The sequence below is a fragment of the Janthinobacterium sp. GW822-FHT07H11 genome, assembly GCF_058798615.1.
Map to the genome: position 1 here is coordinate 1,965,082 of NZ_CM179507.1, position 16,929 is coordinate 1,982,010.

The following is a 16,929-nucleotide window of genomic DNA, read 5'->3' on the forward strand; positions in this document are numbered from 1 at the left end:
GTCCTCAGATGCCGGCCGCGTTGTCGAGGTCAGGATTCTGGCCTTCGCGGTGGTGGCGGCGGAACAGCGGGGTTTTCTGGTCCCACGAGGCCTGGTAGGTTTCCGAAAAAACGGACAAACCTTTCAGGGCGTCATGGATGCTGCGGTCCGGGCGCGTCGCATACGCGTCGAAGCCGACCCTGTGCATCGAGAATAATTGGTCGCGCAGTACGTCGCCGATGGCGCGCAATTCCCCACGGAAACCCAGGCGGGCGCGCAGGTTGAACGCGATGGAATAGCCGCGGCCATCCGTGAATTTCGGGAAATCCACGCCGATGACGGGCAGCACGTCCACGTCGGCCGCCAGTTCTTCCGGCCGCTCGTCGCTGGCCAGCCACACGCCGATGTCGGGCAGGCGGGCGGCCAGGGTGTCGCGCTGGGCTTGCCACACGGGCAGCGGCACGATGACCTTGCCGGCGGGCACGACGACCGTTTCCGGCGTGTCGCTCTCATCGAGGCGCAGCAAGCCCCAGGCATTTGGCACCACGGCGGCGTTCTTGATGATTTCTTCGCGTACTTCAAACATATTCGTCTTCTCCCACCAGGTTGCCGACGGTGATCGGCGTTGCATAGACATGTTCCTTGAACGGCGCCAGGCCCAGGCGCTGGGCCGTGTCGACGAAGCGCTCGCCTTCATGGCGGTCGCGCACGTAGACGTGCAGCAGGCGGGCGATCACTTCAGGCATCTGCAGCGAGGAGAACGATGGTCCGATGATCTTGCCGATGGCGGCGTTGTTGCCTTGCGCGCCGCCGATCGACACTTGATACCATTCGCTGCCATCCTTGTCGACGCCGAGGATGCCGATGCTGCCCACGTGATGGTGGCCGCAGGCATTGATGCAGCCGGAAATATTCAGTTCGATCTCGCCGATATCGTGCTGGAAGTCGATGCTGTCGAAGCGCTCGGCGATGGCGGCCGCGATCGGCAGCGACTTGGCGTTCGCCAGCGAGCAGAAATCGCCGCCGGGGCAGCAGATCATGTCGGTCAGCAAGCCGATATTCGGCGTGGCCAGGCCGTGCGCCTTGGCTTCCTGCCACAGCTTGAACAGTTTCGACTGCTCCACGTCGGCCAGCACCAGGTTTTGCTCGTGCGTCACGCGCAGTTCGCCAAAGCTGTAGCGCTCGGCCAGGTCGGCCACGAAGTCGATCTGCTCGGCCGTCGCGTCGCCCGGCGGCACGCCGGTTTTCTTCAAGGACAGCACCACGGCCACGTAGCCGGGACGCTGGTGCGGCTTGACGTTGCGCGCCAGCCAGTTCACATAGGCCTTGTTGTCCGCGTGTTCGGCCTGGTAGTCGAGTTCCGGCAGGGCCAGGTAGGCGGGCGGATTGAAGAAGTCCGCCACGCGCTGCATTTCCTCGGCCGTCAAGGTTTCCGGACCATCCTTCAAATCGACCCACTCCGCTTCCACCTGGCGCGTGAATTCTTCCACGCCGATGGCTTTCAGCAAGATCTTGATGCGCGCCTTGTATTTGTTGTCGCGGCGGCCGTGCAGGTTGTACACGCGCATGATGGCCTGGATATACGTCAGCAAATGCTGCCATGGCAGGAAGTCGCGCACGACGCTGCCCAGGATAGGCGTGCGGCCCATGCCGCCGCCCGCCATCACCTTGAAGCCCACTTCGCCGGCTTCGTTACGCACGGCCGTCAAGCCGATGTCGTGCACGGCGATGGCGGCGCGGTCTTCCTCGGCGCCATTGATGGCGACCTTGAATTTACGCGGCAGGGCGATGAACTCGGGGTGGAAGGTGCTCCACTGGCGCAGCACTTCCGCGTACGGGCGCGGATCGATGATTTCATCGGCGGCGACACCGGCGTACGGGTCCGATGTTGTATTACGGATACAGTTGCCGGACGTCTGGATCGCGTGCATTTCCACGGAAGCCAGGTCCGTCAGGATATCGGGCGTTTGTTCCAGCTCAATCCAGTTGAACTGGATGTTCTGGCGCGTGGTGAAATGGCCATAGCCGCGGTCATACTTGCGCGCGATGTGCGCGAACATGCGCATCTGCTTGGACGACAGCAAGCCGTAGGGCACGGCGATGCGCAGCATGTAGGCGTGGCGTTGCATGTACAGGCCGTTTTGCAGGCGCAGCGGAATGAATTCCTCTTCCGTCAGTTCATTGGCGATACGGCGCGCAACCTGGTCTCGGTACTGGGCGATGCGTTCTTTGATGATGAGGTGGTCGTACTGATCGTAATGGTACATATCAATTCCTAAAAAAGCCGGGGTGCTGGAAGACTGCCTGGGATGATGTTCTTGATACTGCTCTTGTCACTTGTTCGGTAATTAATAGATTAGCTTCACTGCCACGCCGGTCAAGGTCATCGCCAGCAGTACCCGTAAAAACTTTTCCGGCACGGAGCGGGCCACCCACGAGCCGATGGTGATGCCGGGCAGGGAGCCGACCAGCAGGGAGGCGAGCAATTCCCAGTGGATGGAGCCGAGCCACCAGTGGCCCAGGGCGGCGATGGCCGTCAGGGGCACGGCGTAGGCGATGTCGGTGCCGGCCACTTCGGCCGAGCTCATGCGCGGATACAGCATCACCAGCAGGGTGGCGCCGATGGCGCCAGCGCCGATGGACGAGATCGTGACCAGGGTGCCCAGCACGGCGCCGGAAAGAATGGTGGCGGCGGCAAGCTTGTTGCCTTGCAATTGTTTTTCAGGGTGGGCATTGATCCACGCCAGCATGCGGCTCTTGAAGACGAGCGCGACAACGGTCAGCAGCACCGAACCGGCGATCGAATAGCGGATGATCTGGCCGATTTCCGGCGACAGCGTACCGAACGATTTCAACGCCAGCGTGGATACCACGGCGGCAGGCAGGGCGCCGATGCACAGGCGCTTGACGATATCCCAGCGGATGGTGCCGCGCAGGCGGTGCGTCAGGGTGCCGGCGCTCTTGGTGATCGAGGCGAACGCCAGGTCGGTGCCCACGGCCACGGAGGGCGGTACGCCAAACAGCAAGGTTAACAGCGGCGTCATCAGCGAACCGCCGCCCACGCCGGTCATTCCTACCAGTAATCCTACGGCAAATCCTGAGACTATATAAGACAAAGTCATGCTTGCACCCCCAAAGTACTCGCAATAGTAATAAACTTAGTGTTTATTCCAAACTACTAAGTACGCATTTGCTTATATGCGATATGCGTATATGCATGCATGCAAAATCATGGGTAGGGTGGAACACCGGCAAATTTCTAGGGCAAAACCAGCAATGAATCTCCATCAATTGCGCTTCGTGCGCGAAGCGGTCCGTCAGAATTACAACCTGACGGACGCCGCCAAGGCCTTGTTTACGTCGCAACCGGGCGTGTCGAAAGCCATCATCGAGCTGGAAGAAGAGCTGGGCGTGGATATCTTTACGCGCCACGGCAAGCGCATCCGTGGCCTGACGGAGCCGGGCCGCCTGGTGCTGGAATCGGTCGAACTGATCATGCAGGAAATCGACAGCATGAAGCGCATCGGCAAGGAATTCGCGGCACAGGACAGCGGCAGCTTCACCATCGCCACCACGCATACGCAGGCGCGCTACACCTTGCCCAAGGTGGTGCAGGCATTCATGTTGAAGTTCCCCAAGGTACGCCTATCTTTGTTGCAAGGCAACCCGCGCCAGATCGCCGAGATGGTGCAGCGCGACCAGGCGGACCTGGCCATCGCCACCGAATCGATCGCCGCCATCGATGGCCTGATCACCTTGCCTTGTTATCAATGGGAGCACGTGGTGGTGGTGCCGGTCGACCATCCGCTGCTCAAATCGAAGTCTGTGACCCTGGAAGAAATCGCCGCCTTCCCCCTGATTACCTATGACAGCGCGTTTGCCGGACGCAACAAGATCGACCACGCTTTCGTGTTGCGCGGCCTCAAGCCGGACATCCTGCTGGAGGCCATCGACGCCGACGTGATCAAGACTTATGTCGAGTTGGGCATGGGGATTGGTATCATAGCGGGTATGGCCTTCGATGCCGAGCGCGACAAAGGCTTGCGCGCCATCCCTGTCGGGCACCTGTTCGGCATGAATGTGTCGCGCGTGGCCGTCAAGCAGGGCGCCTATTTGCGCAGCTATATTTATACCTTTATCGAGTTGCTGACGCCGACCCTGAACCGCAAGCTCATCGAGCAGGCGATGAGCGGTGATAAAGAGCACTACGAACTATAACCATGCAGGACACGGGCGGGCGATGTGCCTGGCCCAGATTATTTAGAAGAGAAGAAACACATGATTACCGATCAGCTTGCCAAATATTACGCCACCATCGCGCAGCAGTACGAGCGCGTCTATGACAAGCCCGAGCGCCAGGAAGACCTGGAAGTGTTGCGCGACAAGGTCGCCGACGTGCTGGAAGGCCACACCGTGCTGGAACTGGCCTGCGGCACCGGCTACTGGACGGAAGTGGTCGCCGAGTCGGCCGAGTCCGTGCTGGCCACCGATATCAACGATGAAATGCTGGCGCTGGCCCAGGCCCGCGGCCTGCCCGACAACGTCACCTTCGCCAAGCTCGACGCCTTCAACCTGCCCGATGACCTGCTGGGCAAGTTCACGGCCGTGTTCGCCGGCTTCTGGTGGTCGCACGTCAAGCGCGAAGACCAGGACAAATACCTGAAGCAATTGCGCAGCAAGCTGGGCAAGGACATCCTGCTGGTGCTGATCGACAATTCCTATGTCGATGGCAGCAGCACCGTGATCGCGCGCACCGACCTGGAAGGCAATACCCACCAGTTCCGCACGACGGATGGGGGCGAGCGCTATGAAGTGCTGAAGAATTTCCCATCGGATAGTCACCTGCGCAAGAAGTTTGCCCACTCGGCCCGTGAAATCCGCATGAAGCGCCTGGAACACTACTGGCTGCTGAGCTGCCGCCTGAAATAATGGCTTGTTGCCGGTCAATAGCCGCCTTCGGGCGGTTTTTTTTCGCCTGTTGTTTTTATGTGACACGATATTGTGCTAAAAAGCAACATCTTGTCGATGTCATATTGTTGAAGTATTTCGTGGGCATGATTCGGTTCAGCAGCTAAGCAGCTCGGCAGCAACTCATCTTGTCCAACCTAATGTAGAGATTCTCAAGTGAAAAAAATTACTCTGGCAGCATTGATCATCGGCACCTTCGCGGCAGCGACGGCGCAAGCACAATCGAACGTCACCGTCTACGGCGTAGTCGACCTGGGTATTGCCAAGACCACCGGCGGTGCGCTGCTGGAACGTGAAAACCAGGCTTCGCGCATTGGCTTCAAGGGCACGGAAGATTTGGGCAACGGCCTGAAAGCCATCTTCAACCTGGAGAGCGAATTCAAGGCTGATACCGGTGCGCAAGCGACTGCCAATACCCTGTTCGACCGCCAGGCATGGGTGGGCTTGACCGGTGATTTCGGTACCGTCTACCTGGGCCGCACCAAGGACCTGATCGACGGCACCCTGGCCCGCGTCGATCCATTCAACACCTATGGCGTCATCGGCAAGATCAACGAGCCAGTCATGCGCGGCGGCCAGTCGCCGAACGGCCCGCAAGTCATTCCAAGCGCATCGGTGGTGGGCGTATCGCGCGTCAGCAATGCCGTGACCTACAACAGCCCATCGTTCAGCGGTTTCGTTGTCAGCGGCCAATACGTCGCCAGCGAAATCAAGGATGCGGATTCGGGCTTCAGCGTGGTCGCCACGTATGACCAGGGCCCAGCCAGCGCCCACGCCGGCTACCAGAAGAAAGTGCAGTCCGCTGCCAATGCAGCGGCTGAGCCAAAACTGTGGATCGTTGGCGGCGGCTACAAATTTGGCCCGGCCAAGGTCACCTTCGATTACTCGAAGGCAGATACCGATGCCGCCGTTACCGGCGAATTCAAGAGCTACCTGCTGGGCCTGGCCTATGACATCGGCGGTGGCGCCATCAAGGTCAGCTACGTGAAGCAGAAGCAAGACAGCAGCACCGTGAGCGGCAAGGAAACGGCCAAGGCCTACGGCCTGGGCTACGACTACCCGCTGTCGAAGCGCACTGCCGTGTACGTTTATGGTGGCCGCGATCAGTTCAGCGAAAAATCGATGTACCAGCTGGGCATGACGCACAAGTTCTAAGCACGGCCAGTACCGGATGTGAACGGGGCGCTCCACGGAGCGCCTTTTTTTATGGCGTGGCCGTTTCCGCCGCCGCATGCATGGGCAGCGAGATTTCGATGCGGGTGCCCCCCAGTTCGCTATCGGCACCGATATGGATGCTGCCGTTCAAGCCCCACACCCGTTCGCGCATGCCCAGCAAGCCGAGGGCCGTGGCCTTGGCCAGGTCGTCCTCGGCGATGCCCCTGCCGTCGTCCTGGATCGTGATCGCCAGCGAAGAGTCGATGCGGTGCAGGGCGATGGTGATATGGCTCGCTTCGGCATGGCGCGCGATATTCGTCAGCGCTTCCTGCACGATGCGGTAGATGGCCGTGCTGCGGGCATCGTCGAGGACCAGGTCCGCTTCGTCGGCCAGCAGCTCGAAATGCACGGCGCGGCGCGCCAGGAAATCATGGCGCAGCTTTTGCAGCGCGAAATACAGGCCGCCTTCATCGAGTGCGCGCGGACGCAGGTTGCTGGCAATGCGGCGCAGCGACGTGATGGCCGTCACCAGCAAGCTATCCATGCTCTGCAGCAGCGATTGCAGCGAGGCGGTCGTGTCCGCATGCTGGCGCACCAGGGTCAGGTCGACCCGCAAGGTGGCCAGCAATTGCCCCAGGTCGTCATGCAGTTCGCGCGCGATATGCTTGCGCTCCTCTTCGCGTATGGTTTGCAAGGCGCTTGACAGTTCGCGCAGTTGGGAAAAGGAGCGGGCCAGCTGTTCATGCACCTGTTTGCGCGTGGTGATGTCGCGCACGATGATGGTAAATACCGGCTGGCCATTTTCCAGCATGGTGGAGAGGGAGCCTTCGAGTGGAAACATGGCGCCATCGCTGCGCCGGCCAGTCAAGGTGTAGTCCGTGGCGCGGCGGCCCGTCAGGCGCAGTTCCTGGCTGATGTCGATCAGCGGAGGTTCCCCTTCGTGGCTGCCCAGGCTGCGCAAGTCGCGCAGGATGAAATGACCGAGATGCATGCCGCGCATGGCCGCCGGCGTGCTGCCGAACAGGCTGGCGGCGGCGCCATTGGCGCGCAGTATCCGTTGCCGGTGGTCGATGCTGATGATGGCTTCGCTGGCGCTGTCGATGATGGCCTGGCCCCGCGCCTGGCGCTGTCGGCCTGCCTTCAGCGGGGGCAGCAGGCACAGCATGATGGCCGCCGCCATGCCCCATGGCAGGATGCGCAGCAGGCCGGAGTTGCCTCGGTCGGGCATGTATCTCTCCTTGCGAATGTATCGAAGAAGGCGGTCAGGGTGAAAGCGGACAGGACTTGATGCAGCCTAAGCCAGTTGGCGCGGCGCGGCTTGATCTGGAGCAGGAGAGATGGATGGTGCCGCGCCGGCGCATGCCGGGCGGCGGGCAAGGATGCTTACATTTGCTTGAACAGGTGCAGGAAGCTGCGGCTGACTTCCAGCTTGTCGGGCTTGCCTTTGATGAGCACCAGGTGGCGGCCGCGGATGTCGCGCGTCACGCCTTCGATGGCATTCACATTGACCAGGGTGGCGCGGTGGATTTGCCAGAACAGCGAAGGATCGAGCTCTTCCGCCAGGTCGCGCACGGGCTTGCGGATCAGCGCCTCATACTTGGCTGTCTGCACGCAGGTGTATTTCTCGTCGGAACGGAAAAACAGGATCTCTTCCACCGGGATCATGCGCAAGTCCTGGCCGATGCTGGCCTGTATCCATTGCAGGTAGGTGGGCTTGGCCGTGATTTTTTCCGCCAGTTGCGACAGCATGGCCGTCACGCTGCTGTTGACGTCCAGCGCCGGCTTGTTCAAATGGGTTTTCAGGCGTTCCACCGTCACCAGCAGGCGTTCATGCTCGGGCGGCTTGAGCACATAATCGACGGCGCCCCGTTCGAAGGCCTCGACGGCATGGGTATCGTAGGCCGTGACAAAGACGATATGCGTCTTGCTGCCAATCGCCTGCGCCGCTTCCATGCCCGTTTTGCCCGGCATGCGGATATCGAGGAAGGCGAAGTCCGGCTTGAGCTGTTCCACCAGTTCGATTGCTTCGTCGCCATTCTTGGCTTCGCCGATGATTTCCAGCTCGGGCCAGGCCTGGCCCAGGCGCAAGCGCAGCTGGTCGCGCATCAGTCTTTCGTCGTCGGCAATAATAGCGGTAGGCATAGGTTTCAAGTGTGAACTGGCGAAGATTGATTATTCAATGATTTAGCGTTTTTATCAACTACTCTATTTGGACAGCTGATACGGCACTTCGATCACGGCGCACACGCCGGAAGGTTGATTTGGCGTAATGGTCAGGCTGCCCTGGTCGCCATGCAGCAGTTTCAGGCGTTCGCGGATGGTGGGCAAGCCCAGGCCCGTGCCATCGCTGGGCACCACGCCAAAGCCCAGGCCGTCGTCGGTGACGGTGACGCGCAGCTTGCTGTGCGCCACTTCGGCCACGATGCGCAGGGTGCCGCCTTCCGGCTTGACTTCCAGGCCGTGCTTGATGGCATTTTCCACCATCGATTGCAGCATCATGGGTGGGAAGGCGGCGCTGCGCAGGCCGTCGGGAATCTGGAAGTCGACGGTCAGGCGCTCTTCCATGCGCATCTTGAGCAGGTTCAGATAGGCTTGCACCATGTCCGCTTCACGGCCCAGGTTGGTAATCAGGGCGTTGTCTCGCATTTGCGGCAACACGGCGCGCAAGTACTGGATCAGGCTGCGCTGCATCTTGGCGGCGCGCGGCGGATCGACCTGGATCAGGTGCTCGACGGAAGCAAGTGTATTGAACAGGAAGTGCGGTTCAACCTGCGCCTGCATCATCTGCATCTTCGCCTCGCTGAGCTGGCGCTGCATCGATTCGCGCTCGGCCGCTTCGTTGGCCGTGACGGTTTCCGCTTCGGCGCGTTTCTTGCCGCCGACCAAGGCCTTCATGGCGAACAGGGCCAATACCAGCAGCGAGACGAAGCTCTTGAACCAGGTCGATGCTTGCTGGTGGTAGCGCGACACTTTTTGCTCTGCGGCATCATCGACCGCCTCTTCTATGGCATTCGACAATTCTTCGCCGATTTGTGGCGGCAGTTCAATATGGACTTCTTCCCCCGAAGCATTGGTCGTCACCGGATAGCTGGGTTTGGCGGGAGTGGCCGGCGGTTCGGGCGGCGCCGGCGGCACGGCGTTTGCGTGCTCGTCCGCCTCGGTGGCGTCGGCCGGCTCGCTGGCGGCATCGGCCGTGCTGTTGCGCCGGTTCTTGTTGTTGCGAGGATTAAAATGGATGCCCGTATCGTCGATCAGGATATTGGTATCGCCCGTGCCTTTGCTGCTGCGCTTGTGCGATTTGATGACGACTTCCTCATTCGGGCTCGATGAGAACAGTTCATCCTGCAAAATGGAGCCGGCGATCAGGGCCAGGGCGGCAAACAGAAAAAATTTCCACCAGGACAGTTGAGTGACCCAGGTCGTGGTCGCGTCGAATGCCCGTTGCACCCAGGCGAGGATGGTTTTCAACAGTTGCGGCAGGTTGGAAATCGGGAGCATGTGGACGCTTTCAAATACAAGATACAAGAGTTAATCGACGCGGCGGACAAGTTTAACCTGTTGTTGCGCCGTGTCAGAGTCTGATGTTGCCACTGTGCCTAAAGCCATGGCGTGACGCCAGCCCCTTGCGACAGGCTGCACAAAAGGGCGCTTGAAGTGAACACTTTGCCTGCTGGGCGGAGAGGTGTGCGGATGGATGCGAAAAATAGCCCTTGCAGGGCGTACGGTTCAGGGCTATAATTCGCCCCCTCGCTGAACGACGCATGCAAATGCCGAGTAAAGCAGGGTGAAAAAAGAAGGTTGACGAATTAGCCGAAACGCTTCATACTCTTCCTTCTTCTAGCTGACAAACACAACGCTTTGTCGATAGCGCGAAAGCAGTAACCGAATACAGTTCTTTAACAATTAACAGTCGATAAGTGTGGACATTTGATGCAAGTGCAGCAGCGATCTTCGGATTGCTGTAATACTTAAAATATCAAATGTTCACAAGAAATAATGAAATAGGCGCTACGCAAGTAGTGGCCTGTCAGTTTTTTGAGTGAGCGACCCGTCAGCAATGACGGTGCCTGTAAAAGGGCAAAGTAACAGAGATTAAACTGAAGAGTTTGATCCTGGCTCAGATTGAACGCTGGCGGCATGCCTTACACATGCAAGTCGAACGGCAGCACGGAGCTTGCTCTGGTGGCGAGTGGCGAACGGGTGAGTAATATATCGGAACGTACCCTGGAGTGGGGGATAACGTAGCGAAAGTTACGCTAATACCGCATACGATCTAAGGATGAAAGTGGGGGATCGCAAGACCTCATGCTCGTGGAGCGGCCGATATCTGATTAGCTAGTTGGTAGGGTAAAAGCCTACCAAGGCATCGATCAGTAGCTGGTCTGAGAGGACGACCAGCCACACTGGAACTGAGACACGGTCCAGACTCCTACGGGAGGCAGCAGTGGGGAATTTTGGACAATGGGCGCAAGCCTGATCCAGCAATGCCGCGTGAGTGAAGAAGGCCTTCGGGTTGTAAAGCTCTTTTGTCAGGGAAGAAACGGTGAAGGCTAATATCCTTTGCTAATGACGGTACCTGAAGAATAAGCACCGGCTAACTACGTGCCAGCAGCCGCGGTAATACGTAGGGTGCAAGCGTTAATCGGAATTACTGGGCGTAAAGCGTGCGCAGGCGGTTTTGTAAGTCTGATGTGAAATCCCCGGGCTCAACCTGGGAATTGCATTGGAGACTGCAAGGCTAGAATCTGGCAGAGGGGGGTAGAATTCCACGTGTAGCAGTGAAATGCGTAGATATGTGGAGGAACACCGATGGCGAAGGCAGCCCCCTGGGTCAAGATTGACGCTCATGCACGAAAGCGTGGGGAGCAAACAGGATTAGATACCCTGGTAGTCCACGCCCTAAACGATGTCTACTAGTTGTCGGGTCTTAATTGACTTGGTAACGCAGCTAACGCGTGAAGTAGACCGCCTGGGGAGTACGGTCGCAAGATTAAAACTCAAAGGAATTGACGGGGACCCGCACAAGCGGTGGATGATGTGGATTAATTCGATGCAACGCGAAAAACCTTACCTACCCTTGACATGGCTGGAATCCCCGAGAGATTGGGGAGTGCTCGAAAGAGAACCAGTACACAGGTGCTGCATGGCTGTCGTCAGCTCGTGTCGTGAGATGTTGGGTTAAGTCCCGCAACGAGCGCAACCCTTGTCATTAGTTGCTACGAAAGGGCACTCTAATGAGACTGCCGGTGACAAACCGGAGGAAGGTGGGGATGACGTCAAGTCCTCATGGCCCTTATGGGTAGGGCTTCACACGTCATACAATGGTACATACAGAGCGCCGCCAACCCGCGAGGGGGAGCTAATCGCAGAAAGTGTATCGTAGTCCGGATTGTAGTCTGCAACTCGACTGCATGAAGTTGGAATCGCTAGTAATCGCGGATCAGCATGTCGCGGTGAATACGTTCCCGGGTCTTGTACACACCGCCCGTCACACCATGGGAGCGGGTTTTACCAGAAGTAGGTAGCTTAACCGCAAGGAGGGCGCTTACCACGGTAGGATTCGTGACTGGGGTGAAGTCGTAACAAGGTAGCCGTATCGGAAGGTGCGGCTGGATCACCTCCTTTCTAGAGTTTGCACGAAGCAGTAATGCTTCACGCCTCAAATGTTCACACTTATCGGCTGTTTAATTAAGAAGAAACAGTAGTCGTAGTAGCACCGCGTTGGGGCTGTAGCTCAGCTGGTTAGAGCACCGTGTTGATAACGCGGGGGTCGTTGGTTCGAGTCCAACCAGCCCTACCAGTCATACCCAGGGGGATTAGCTCAGCTGGGAGAGCACCTGCTTTGCAAGCAGGGGGTCGTCGGTTCGATCCCGTCATCCTCCACCACGTTTTACCGAAAGTACAAATGTAAGCCTCTGGGTTTAGATTTGATCTTTTAGCGATCAAAGCTGTTTCGTTCTTTAACAATCTGGAAGAAGTAAAGATTATTTATTGATCAAGTCTATGCGTGCAGCAATGCATGAGGCGACTTGATGGGTAATGATTGTATGTATCAACAAACAAGCAACAACGTTGTACTTTCTTATCCCTGTAGCGCTCTTTGATGACTTCGGTCTTCAGAGGCTAACGTTATAGGGACAAGCGAATAAGTGCACATGGTGGATGCCTTGGCGATTACAGGCGATGAAGGACGTAGTAGCTTGCGATAAGCTGCGGGGAGTGAGCAAACACACTTTGATCCGCAGATTTCCGAATGGGGCAACCCACCCTTTTAGGGTATTGCATACTGAATACATAGGTATGCAAGGCGAACGCGGCGAACTGAAACATCTAAGTAGCTGCAGGAAAAGAAATCAACCGAGATTCCCAAAGTAGCGGCGAGCGAAATGGGAAGAGCCTGTACGTGATAGTCGGACCGATAACAGAATCCTCTGGAAATAGGAGCCATAGCGGGTGATAGCCCCGTATGTGAAATCGGACCGGTGGTACTAAGCGTACGACAAGTAGGGCGGGACACGTGACATCCTGTCTGAATATGGGGGGACCATCCTCCAAGGCTAAATACTCGTAATCGACCGATAGTGAACCAGTACCGTGAGGGAAAGGCGAAAAGAACCCCGGAAGGGGAGTGAAATAGATCCTGAAACCGTGTGCATACAAACAGTAGGAGCGGACTTGTTCCGTGACTGCGTACCTTTTGTATAATGGGTCAGCGACTTACATTCAGTGGCAAGGTTAACCGCATAGGGAAGCCGTAGAGAAATCGAGTCCGAATAGGGCGATCAGTCGCTGGGTGTAGACCCGAAACCAAGTGATCTACTCATGGCCAGGATGAAGGTGCGGTAACACGCCCTGGAGGTCCGAACCCACTAATGTTGAAAAATTAGGGGATGAGCTGTGGGTAGGGGTGAAAGGCTAAACAAACTTGGAAATAGCTGGTTCTCTCCGAAAACTATTTAGGTAGTGCCTCAAGTATCACCATCGGGGGTAGAGCACTGTTATGGCTAGGGGGTCATTGCGACTTACCAAACCATTGCAAACTCCGAATACCGATGAGTGCGAGCTTGGGAGACAGACGTCGGGTGCTAACGTCCGGCGTCAAGAGGGAAACAACCCAGACCGCCAGCTAAGGTCCCAAAGATTGGCTAAGTGGAAAACGAAGTGGGAAGGCTAAAACAGTCAGGATGTTGGCTTAGAAGCAGCCATCATTTAAAGAAAGCGTAATAGCTCACTGATCGAGTCGTCCTGCGCGGAAGATGTAACGGGGCTAAGCCAGTCACCGAAGCTGCGGATATATAGCAATATATATGGTAGGAGAGCGTTCTGTAAGCCTGCGAAGGTGTCTTGTAAAGGATGCTGGAGGTATCAGAAGTGCGAATGCTGACATGAGTAGCGATAATGGGGGTGAAAAGCCTCCACGCCGTAAGCCCAAGGTTTCCTGTTCAACGTTCATCGGAGCAGGGTGAGTCGGCCCCTAAGGCGAGGCAGAGATGCGTAGCTGATGGGAAGCAGGTTAATATTCCTGCACCGTCGTATGATGCGATGGGGGGACGGATCGCGGAAGGTTGTCTGACTGTTGGAATAGTCAGTTTCTGTCTCATAGAAGGCGCTTAGGCAAATCCGGGCGCGGAATTCAAGGGGATGGGACGAGTGAACTTGTTCACGAAGCAATCGGAAGTGGTTCCAAGAAAAGCCTCTAAGCTTCAGTCATACGAGACCGTACCGCAAACCGACACAGGTGGGCGAGATGAGTATTCTAAGGCGCTTGAGAGAACTCGGGAGAAGGAACTCGGCAAATTGGTACCGTAACTTCGGGAAAAGGTACGCCCCGGTAGCTTGATTGGTTTACTCCATGAGGGTGAAAGGGTTGCAATAAACTGGTGGCTGCGACTGTTTAATAAAAACACAGCACTCTGCAAACACGAAAGTGGACGTATAGGGTGTGACGCCTGCCCGGTGCTGGAAGATTAAATGATGGGGTGCAAGCTCTTGATTGAAGTCCCAGTAAACGGCGGCCGTAACTATAACGGTCCTAAGGTAGCGAAATTCCTTGTCGGGTAAGTTCCGACCTGCACGAATGGCGTAACGATGGCCACACTGTCTCCTCCCGAGACTCAGCGAAGTTGAAATGTTTGTGATGATGCAATCTACCCGCGGCTAGACGGAAAGACCCCATGAACCTTTACTGTAGCTTTGCATTGGACTTTGAACCAATCTGTGTAGGATAGGTGGGAGGCTTTGAAGCGGGGACGCTAGTTCTCGTGGAGCCAACCTTGAAATACCACCCTGGTTTGTTTGAGGTTCTAACCTTGGTCCGTTATCCGGATCGGGGACAGTGCATGGTAGGCAGTTTGACTGGGGCGGTCTCCTCCTAAAGTGTAACGGAGGAGTTCGAAGGTACGCTAGATACGGTCGGACATCGTGTTGATAGTGCAATGGCATAAGCGTGCTTAACTGCGAGACTGACAAGTCGAGCAGGTACGAAAGTAGGACATAGTGATCCGGTGGTTCTGTATGGAAGGGCCATCGCTCAACGGATAAAAGGTACTCTGGGGATAACAGGCTGATTCCTCCCAAGAGTTCATATCGACGGGGGAGTTTGGCACCTCGATGTCGGCTCATCACATCCTGGGGCTGTAGCCGGTCCCAAGGGTATGGCTGTTCGCCATTTAAAGTGGTACGTGAGCTGGGTTTAAAACGTCGTGAGACAGTTTGGTCCCTATCTGCCGTGGGCGTTGGAAATTTGAAGGGGGCTGCTCCTAGTACGAGAGGACCGGAGTGGACGAACCTCTGGTGTACCGGTTGTCACGCCAGTGGCATTGCCGGGTAGCTAAGTTCGGAAGAGATAACCGCTGAAAGCATCTAAGCGGGAAACTTGCCTTGAGATGAGATTTCCCAGAGCCTTGAGCTCTTTGAAGGGTCGTTCGAGACCAGGACGTTGATAGGCTGGGTGTGGAAGTGCAGTAATGCATTAAGCTAACCAGTACTAATTGCCCGTACGGCTTGTCCCTATAACCTTAGCAGGTACAGAGGATAAGACGGTACAACGTTGCGTGTGTGTTGATACTATCATTCATTACCCTTGATCTTTGCTTCTTCCAGATTCATGGCCTTGTCGCTCCACTGAGGACAAACGCCAGTACAAGTTATGCCTGATGACCATAGCAAGTTGGTCCCACCCCTTCCCATCCCGAACAGGACCGTGAAACAACTTTGCGCCGATGATAGTGCTGCAACCAGTGTGAAAGTAGGTTATCGTCAGGCTTGTTATATGCAGTAGAAGAAAACCCCGCCGGATTCCGGTGGGGTTTTTTTTCGTCTGGGGTTTTGTCGGGCGCCGCAGGTGGTGTCGGCTTACGCTGCGCTAAGCCGACCTACGCCTGACCTACGCCGACCTACGCCGACCTGCGCTGGCCTGCGCTGAACTGCGCCGACCTGCGCGCCGATCGGGATCTGCCGGCCGGCGAGCAAGCCGGATTGAGGCGGTGTTACCATGTTGGATCGCGCAAACTGCAGCGCAGCCGACGAAAGGGTTTGATGAGTTCCGCAACGCTGACAGCCAGTCCGGAGAACACTGCCGCAAGCATCCGTGCCATCCTTGCCGGCCTGTGTGCCAGCCTGGTCGGTATCGGATTGGCCCGATTTGCCTACACACCACTGATTCCCGCGCTGATCGATGCCCACTGGTTTGCCGTCGCCGACGTCATTTACCTGGGCGCCGCCAACCTGATCGGTTATCTGGCGGGCGCCTTGCTGGGGCGCCCGCTGGCCAGGCGGGTGCATGCGCGCAGCATTTTGCGCTGCATGATGCTGCTGGCCTCGCTGGCCTTTTTTGCCTGCGCCTTCCCACTGTCGCTGTCCTGGTATTTCGTCTGGCGGTTTTTGTCGGGCCTGGCTGGCGGCTGCATCATGGTGTTGGTGGCCTCGACTGTGCTGCCGCATGTTCCTGCCAGGCGCAGGGGCCTGGCAGGCGGCGCGATTTTTCTTGGTGTCGGGCTGGGCGTGGCGGCCTCGGGAACTTTGGTGCCCGTGCTGATGCAGTTCGGCTTGCGGCTGACCTGGATAGGCATAGGCCTACTGTCGCTGCTGTTGTCCTTGCTGACCTGGTCATTCTGGCCTGCCAATGGACCGGCGGAAACGCCTGCCATTGCAGTGCGGGCTGCCGTACCAGCGGCCGGCGCTCCCAGGGGATTGAACAGCTTGTTCCTGCAATACGCCTTGATGGCTGTGGCCCTGGTACCGATGATGGTGTTCCTCGTCGACTATGTGGCGCGCGGCCTCGGCTGGGGCACGCAGACGGCAGCGCTGTTCTGGGTCGTGTATGGCCTGGGCGCGATCGCCGGCCCCATGCTGTATGGCGCGCTGGCCGACCGCATCGGCGCCGGCCTGGCCAGCCACCTGGCCTTGTGGCTGCAGGCGCTTGCGCTGGGCGTGATGCTTGTTACGCAACAGTATTTCGTTCTCATTGTCGCGGTCTTCGTGGTCGGGACTTTCCCGCCCGGCATAGTTCCTATTACCTTGGGGCGCCTGCACCAGTTGTTGCCCGGCGATGCAGCCGCACAAAGCGCGGCATGGAGCAAGGCGACTACCGCCTTTGCCTTATTCCAGGCACTGGCCGGCTATGGGTATTCCTATCTGTTTTCGCGCAGCGGCGGTAATTACCACGCCTTGTTGCTGACGGCGATAGCGGCGCTGCTGCTGGCCCTGCTTGTTGATGGCGTCGATAAGGTCCGCGGCAGCCGGCCTTGCCTTGGGCGCGGGAAATGAGAGGCGCCGTTTGTTGCGCTGCCTGCTACACTTTCGCCTTTATCGTCTTGAAAGCGTGCC

10 protein-coding genes, 2 tRNA genes and 3 rRNA genes are annotated in these 16,929 nt (G+C 57.5%); 9 read left to right on the forward strand and 6 right to left on the reverse strand.

Going from position 1 to position 16,929, the window contains the following annotated elements; genetic code table 11:
- Positions 1 to 4: 4 nt before the first annotated feature.
- The 3 genes from AC3RCJ_RS08805 to AC3RCJ_RS08815 all read right to left on the reverse strand — a co-directional run bounded on the left by AC3RCJ_RS08805 (position 5) and on the right by AC3RCJ_RS08815 (position 3,101).
- Positions 5 to 565: a DUF934 domain-containing protein gene (locus AC3RCJ_RS08805; RefSeq protein WP_492964734.1), complete on the reverse strand. Its 561-nt coding sequence runs from the start codon at positions 563 to 565 to the stop codon at positions 5 to 7.
- Positions 558 to 2,246, reverse strand: a complete 1,689-nt coding sequence (locus AC3RCJ_RS08810; protein ID WP_492964733.1) for a nitrite/sulfite reductase — start codon at positions 2,244 to 2,246, stop codon at positions 558 to 560. The genes AC3RCJ_RS08805 and AC3RCJ_RS08810 overlap by 8 nt, the downstream gene beginning before the upstream one ends.
- Before the next feature lie 81 nt (positions 2,247 to 2,327).
- Positions 2,328 to 3,101, reverse strand: a complete 774-nt coding sequence (locus tag AC3RCJ_RS08815) for a sulfite exporter TauE/SafE family protein (RefSeq protein ID WP_492964732.1) — start codon at positions 3,099 to 3,101, stop codon at positions 2,328 to 2,330.
- A gap of 154 nt (positions 3,102 to 3,255) precedes the next feature.
- On the opposite strand from AC3RCJ_RS08815, the gene AC3RCJ_RS08820 reads away from it, so the two are divergent.
- The 3 genes from AC3RCJ_RS08820 (at position 3,256) to AC3RCJ_RS08830 (ending at position 6,102) form a co-directional block, all read left to right on the forward strand.
- Positions 3,256 to 4,197: a CysB family HTH-type transcriptional regulator gene (locus tag AC3RCJ_RS08820; RefSeq protein ID WP_034751505.1), complete on the forward strand. Its 942-nt coding sequence runs from the start codon at positions 3,256 to 3,258 to the stop codon at positions 4,195 to 4,197.
- Positions 4,198 to 4,257: 60 nt separating this feature from the next.
- The gene (locus AC3RCJ_RS08825; RefSeq protein ID WP_492964731.1) at positions 4,258 to 4,908 is read left to right on the forward strand and encodes a class I SAM-dependent methyltransferase; all 651 of its coding nucleotides are present in this window, start codon (positions 4,258 to 4,260) and stop codon (positions 4,906 to 4,908) included.
- Positions 4,909 to 5,103: 195 nt separating this feature from the next.
- Positions 5,104 to 6,102: a porin gene (locus AC3RCJ_RS08830; RefSeq protein WP_492964729.1), complete on the forward strand. Its 999-nt coding sequence runs from the start codon at positions 5,104 to 5,106 to the stop codon at positions 6,100 to 6,102.
- A 49-nt stretch (positions 6,103 to 6,151) separates the two neighbouring features.
- On the opposite strand, the gene AC3RCJ_RS08835 is transcribed toward AC3RCJ_RS08830, so the two are convergent.
- From AC3RCJ_RS08835 to AC3RCJ_RS08845, 3 genes are all read right to left on the reverse strand, one after another.
- Positions 6,152 to 7,330 (reverse strand): PAS domain-containing sensor histidine kinase, encoded by a 1,179-nt coding sequence (locus tag AC3RCJ_RS08835; protein WP_492964728.1) that lies wholly within the window; start codon positions 7,328 to 7,330, stop codon positions 6,152 to 6,154.
- Positions 7,331 to 7,485: 155 nt separating this feature from the next.
- The gene (locus AC3RCJ_RS08840) at positions 7,486 to 8,244 is read right to left on the reverse strand and encodes a LytR/AlgR family response regulator transcription factor (protein ID WP_492964726.1); all 759 of its coding nucleotides are present in this window, start codon (positions 8,242 to 8,244) and stop codon (positions 7,486 to 7,488) included.
- Positions 8,245 to 8,307: 63 nt separating this feature from the next.
- Positions 8,308 to 9,600: a sensor histidine kinase gene (locus AC3RCJ_RS08845; RefSeq protein ID WP_492964725.1), complete on the reverse strand. Its 1,293-nt coding sequence runs from the start codon at positions 9,598 to 9,600 to the stop codon at positions 8,308 to 8,310.
- Positions 9,601 to 10,196: 596 nt separating this feature from the next.
- Between AC3RCJ_RS08845 and AC3RCJ_RS08850 the strand changes: the two genes are divergently transcribed.
- The 6 genes from AC3RCJ_RS08850 to AC3RCJ_RS08875 all read left to right on the forward strand — a co-directional run bounded on the left by AC3RCJ_RS08850 (position 10,197) and on the right by AC3RCJ_RS08875 (position 16,869).
- Positions 10,197 to 11,727 (forward strand): 16S ribosomal RNA (locus AC3RCJ_RS08850).
- Positions 11,728 to 11,825: 98 nt separating this feature from the next.
- Positions 11,826 to 11,902, forward strand: a tRNA-Ile gene (locus AC3RCJ_RS08855).
- 10 nt (positions 11,903 to 11,912) lie between these two features.
- Positions 11,913 to 11,988 (forward strand) — tRNA-Ala (locus tag AC3RCJ_RS08860).
- A gap of 249 nt (positions 11,989 to 12,237) precedes the next feature.
- Positions 12,238 to 15,113, forward strand: a 23S ribosomal RNA gene (locus AC3RCJ_RS08865).
- A 140-nt stretch (positions 15,114 to 15,253) separates the two neighbouring features.
- Positions 15,254 to 15,366, forward strand: a 5S ribosomal RNA gene (rrf, locus tag AC3RCJ_RS08870).
- Together the 16S, 23S and 5S rRNA genes with 2 tRNA genes alongside form the textbook arrangement of a ribosomal RNA operon.
- Before the next feature lie 273 nt (positions 15,367 to 15,639).
- Positions 15,640 to 16,869 carry a YbfB/YjiJ family MFS transporter gene (locus tag AC3RCJ_RS08875; protein ID WP_492965084.1) on the forward strand — a complete coding sequence of 410 codons (1,230 nt, stop codon included), beginning with the start codon at positions 15,640 to 15,642 and terminating at the stop codon, positions 16,867 to 16,869.
- The last annotated feature ends 60 nt before the right edge of the window (positions 16,870 to 16,929 follow it).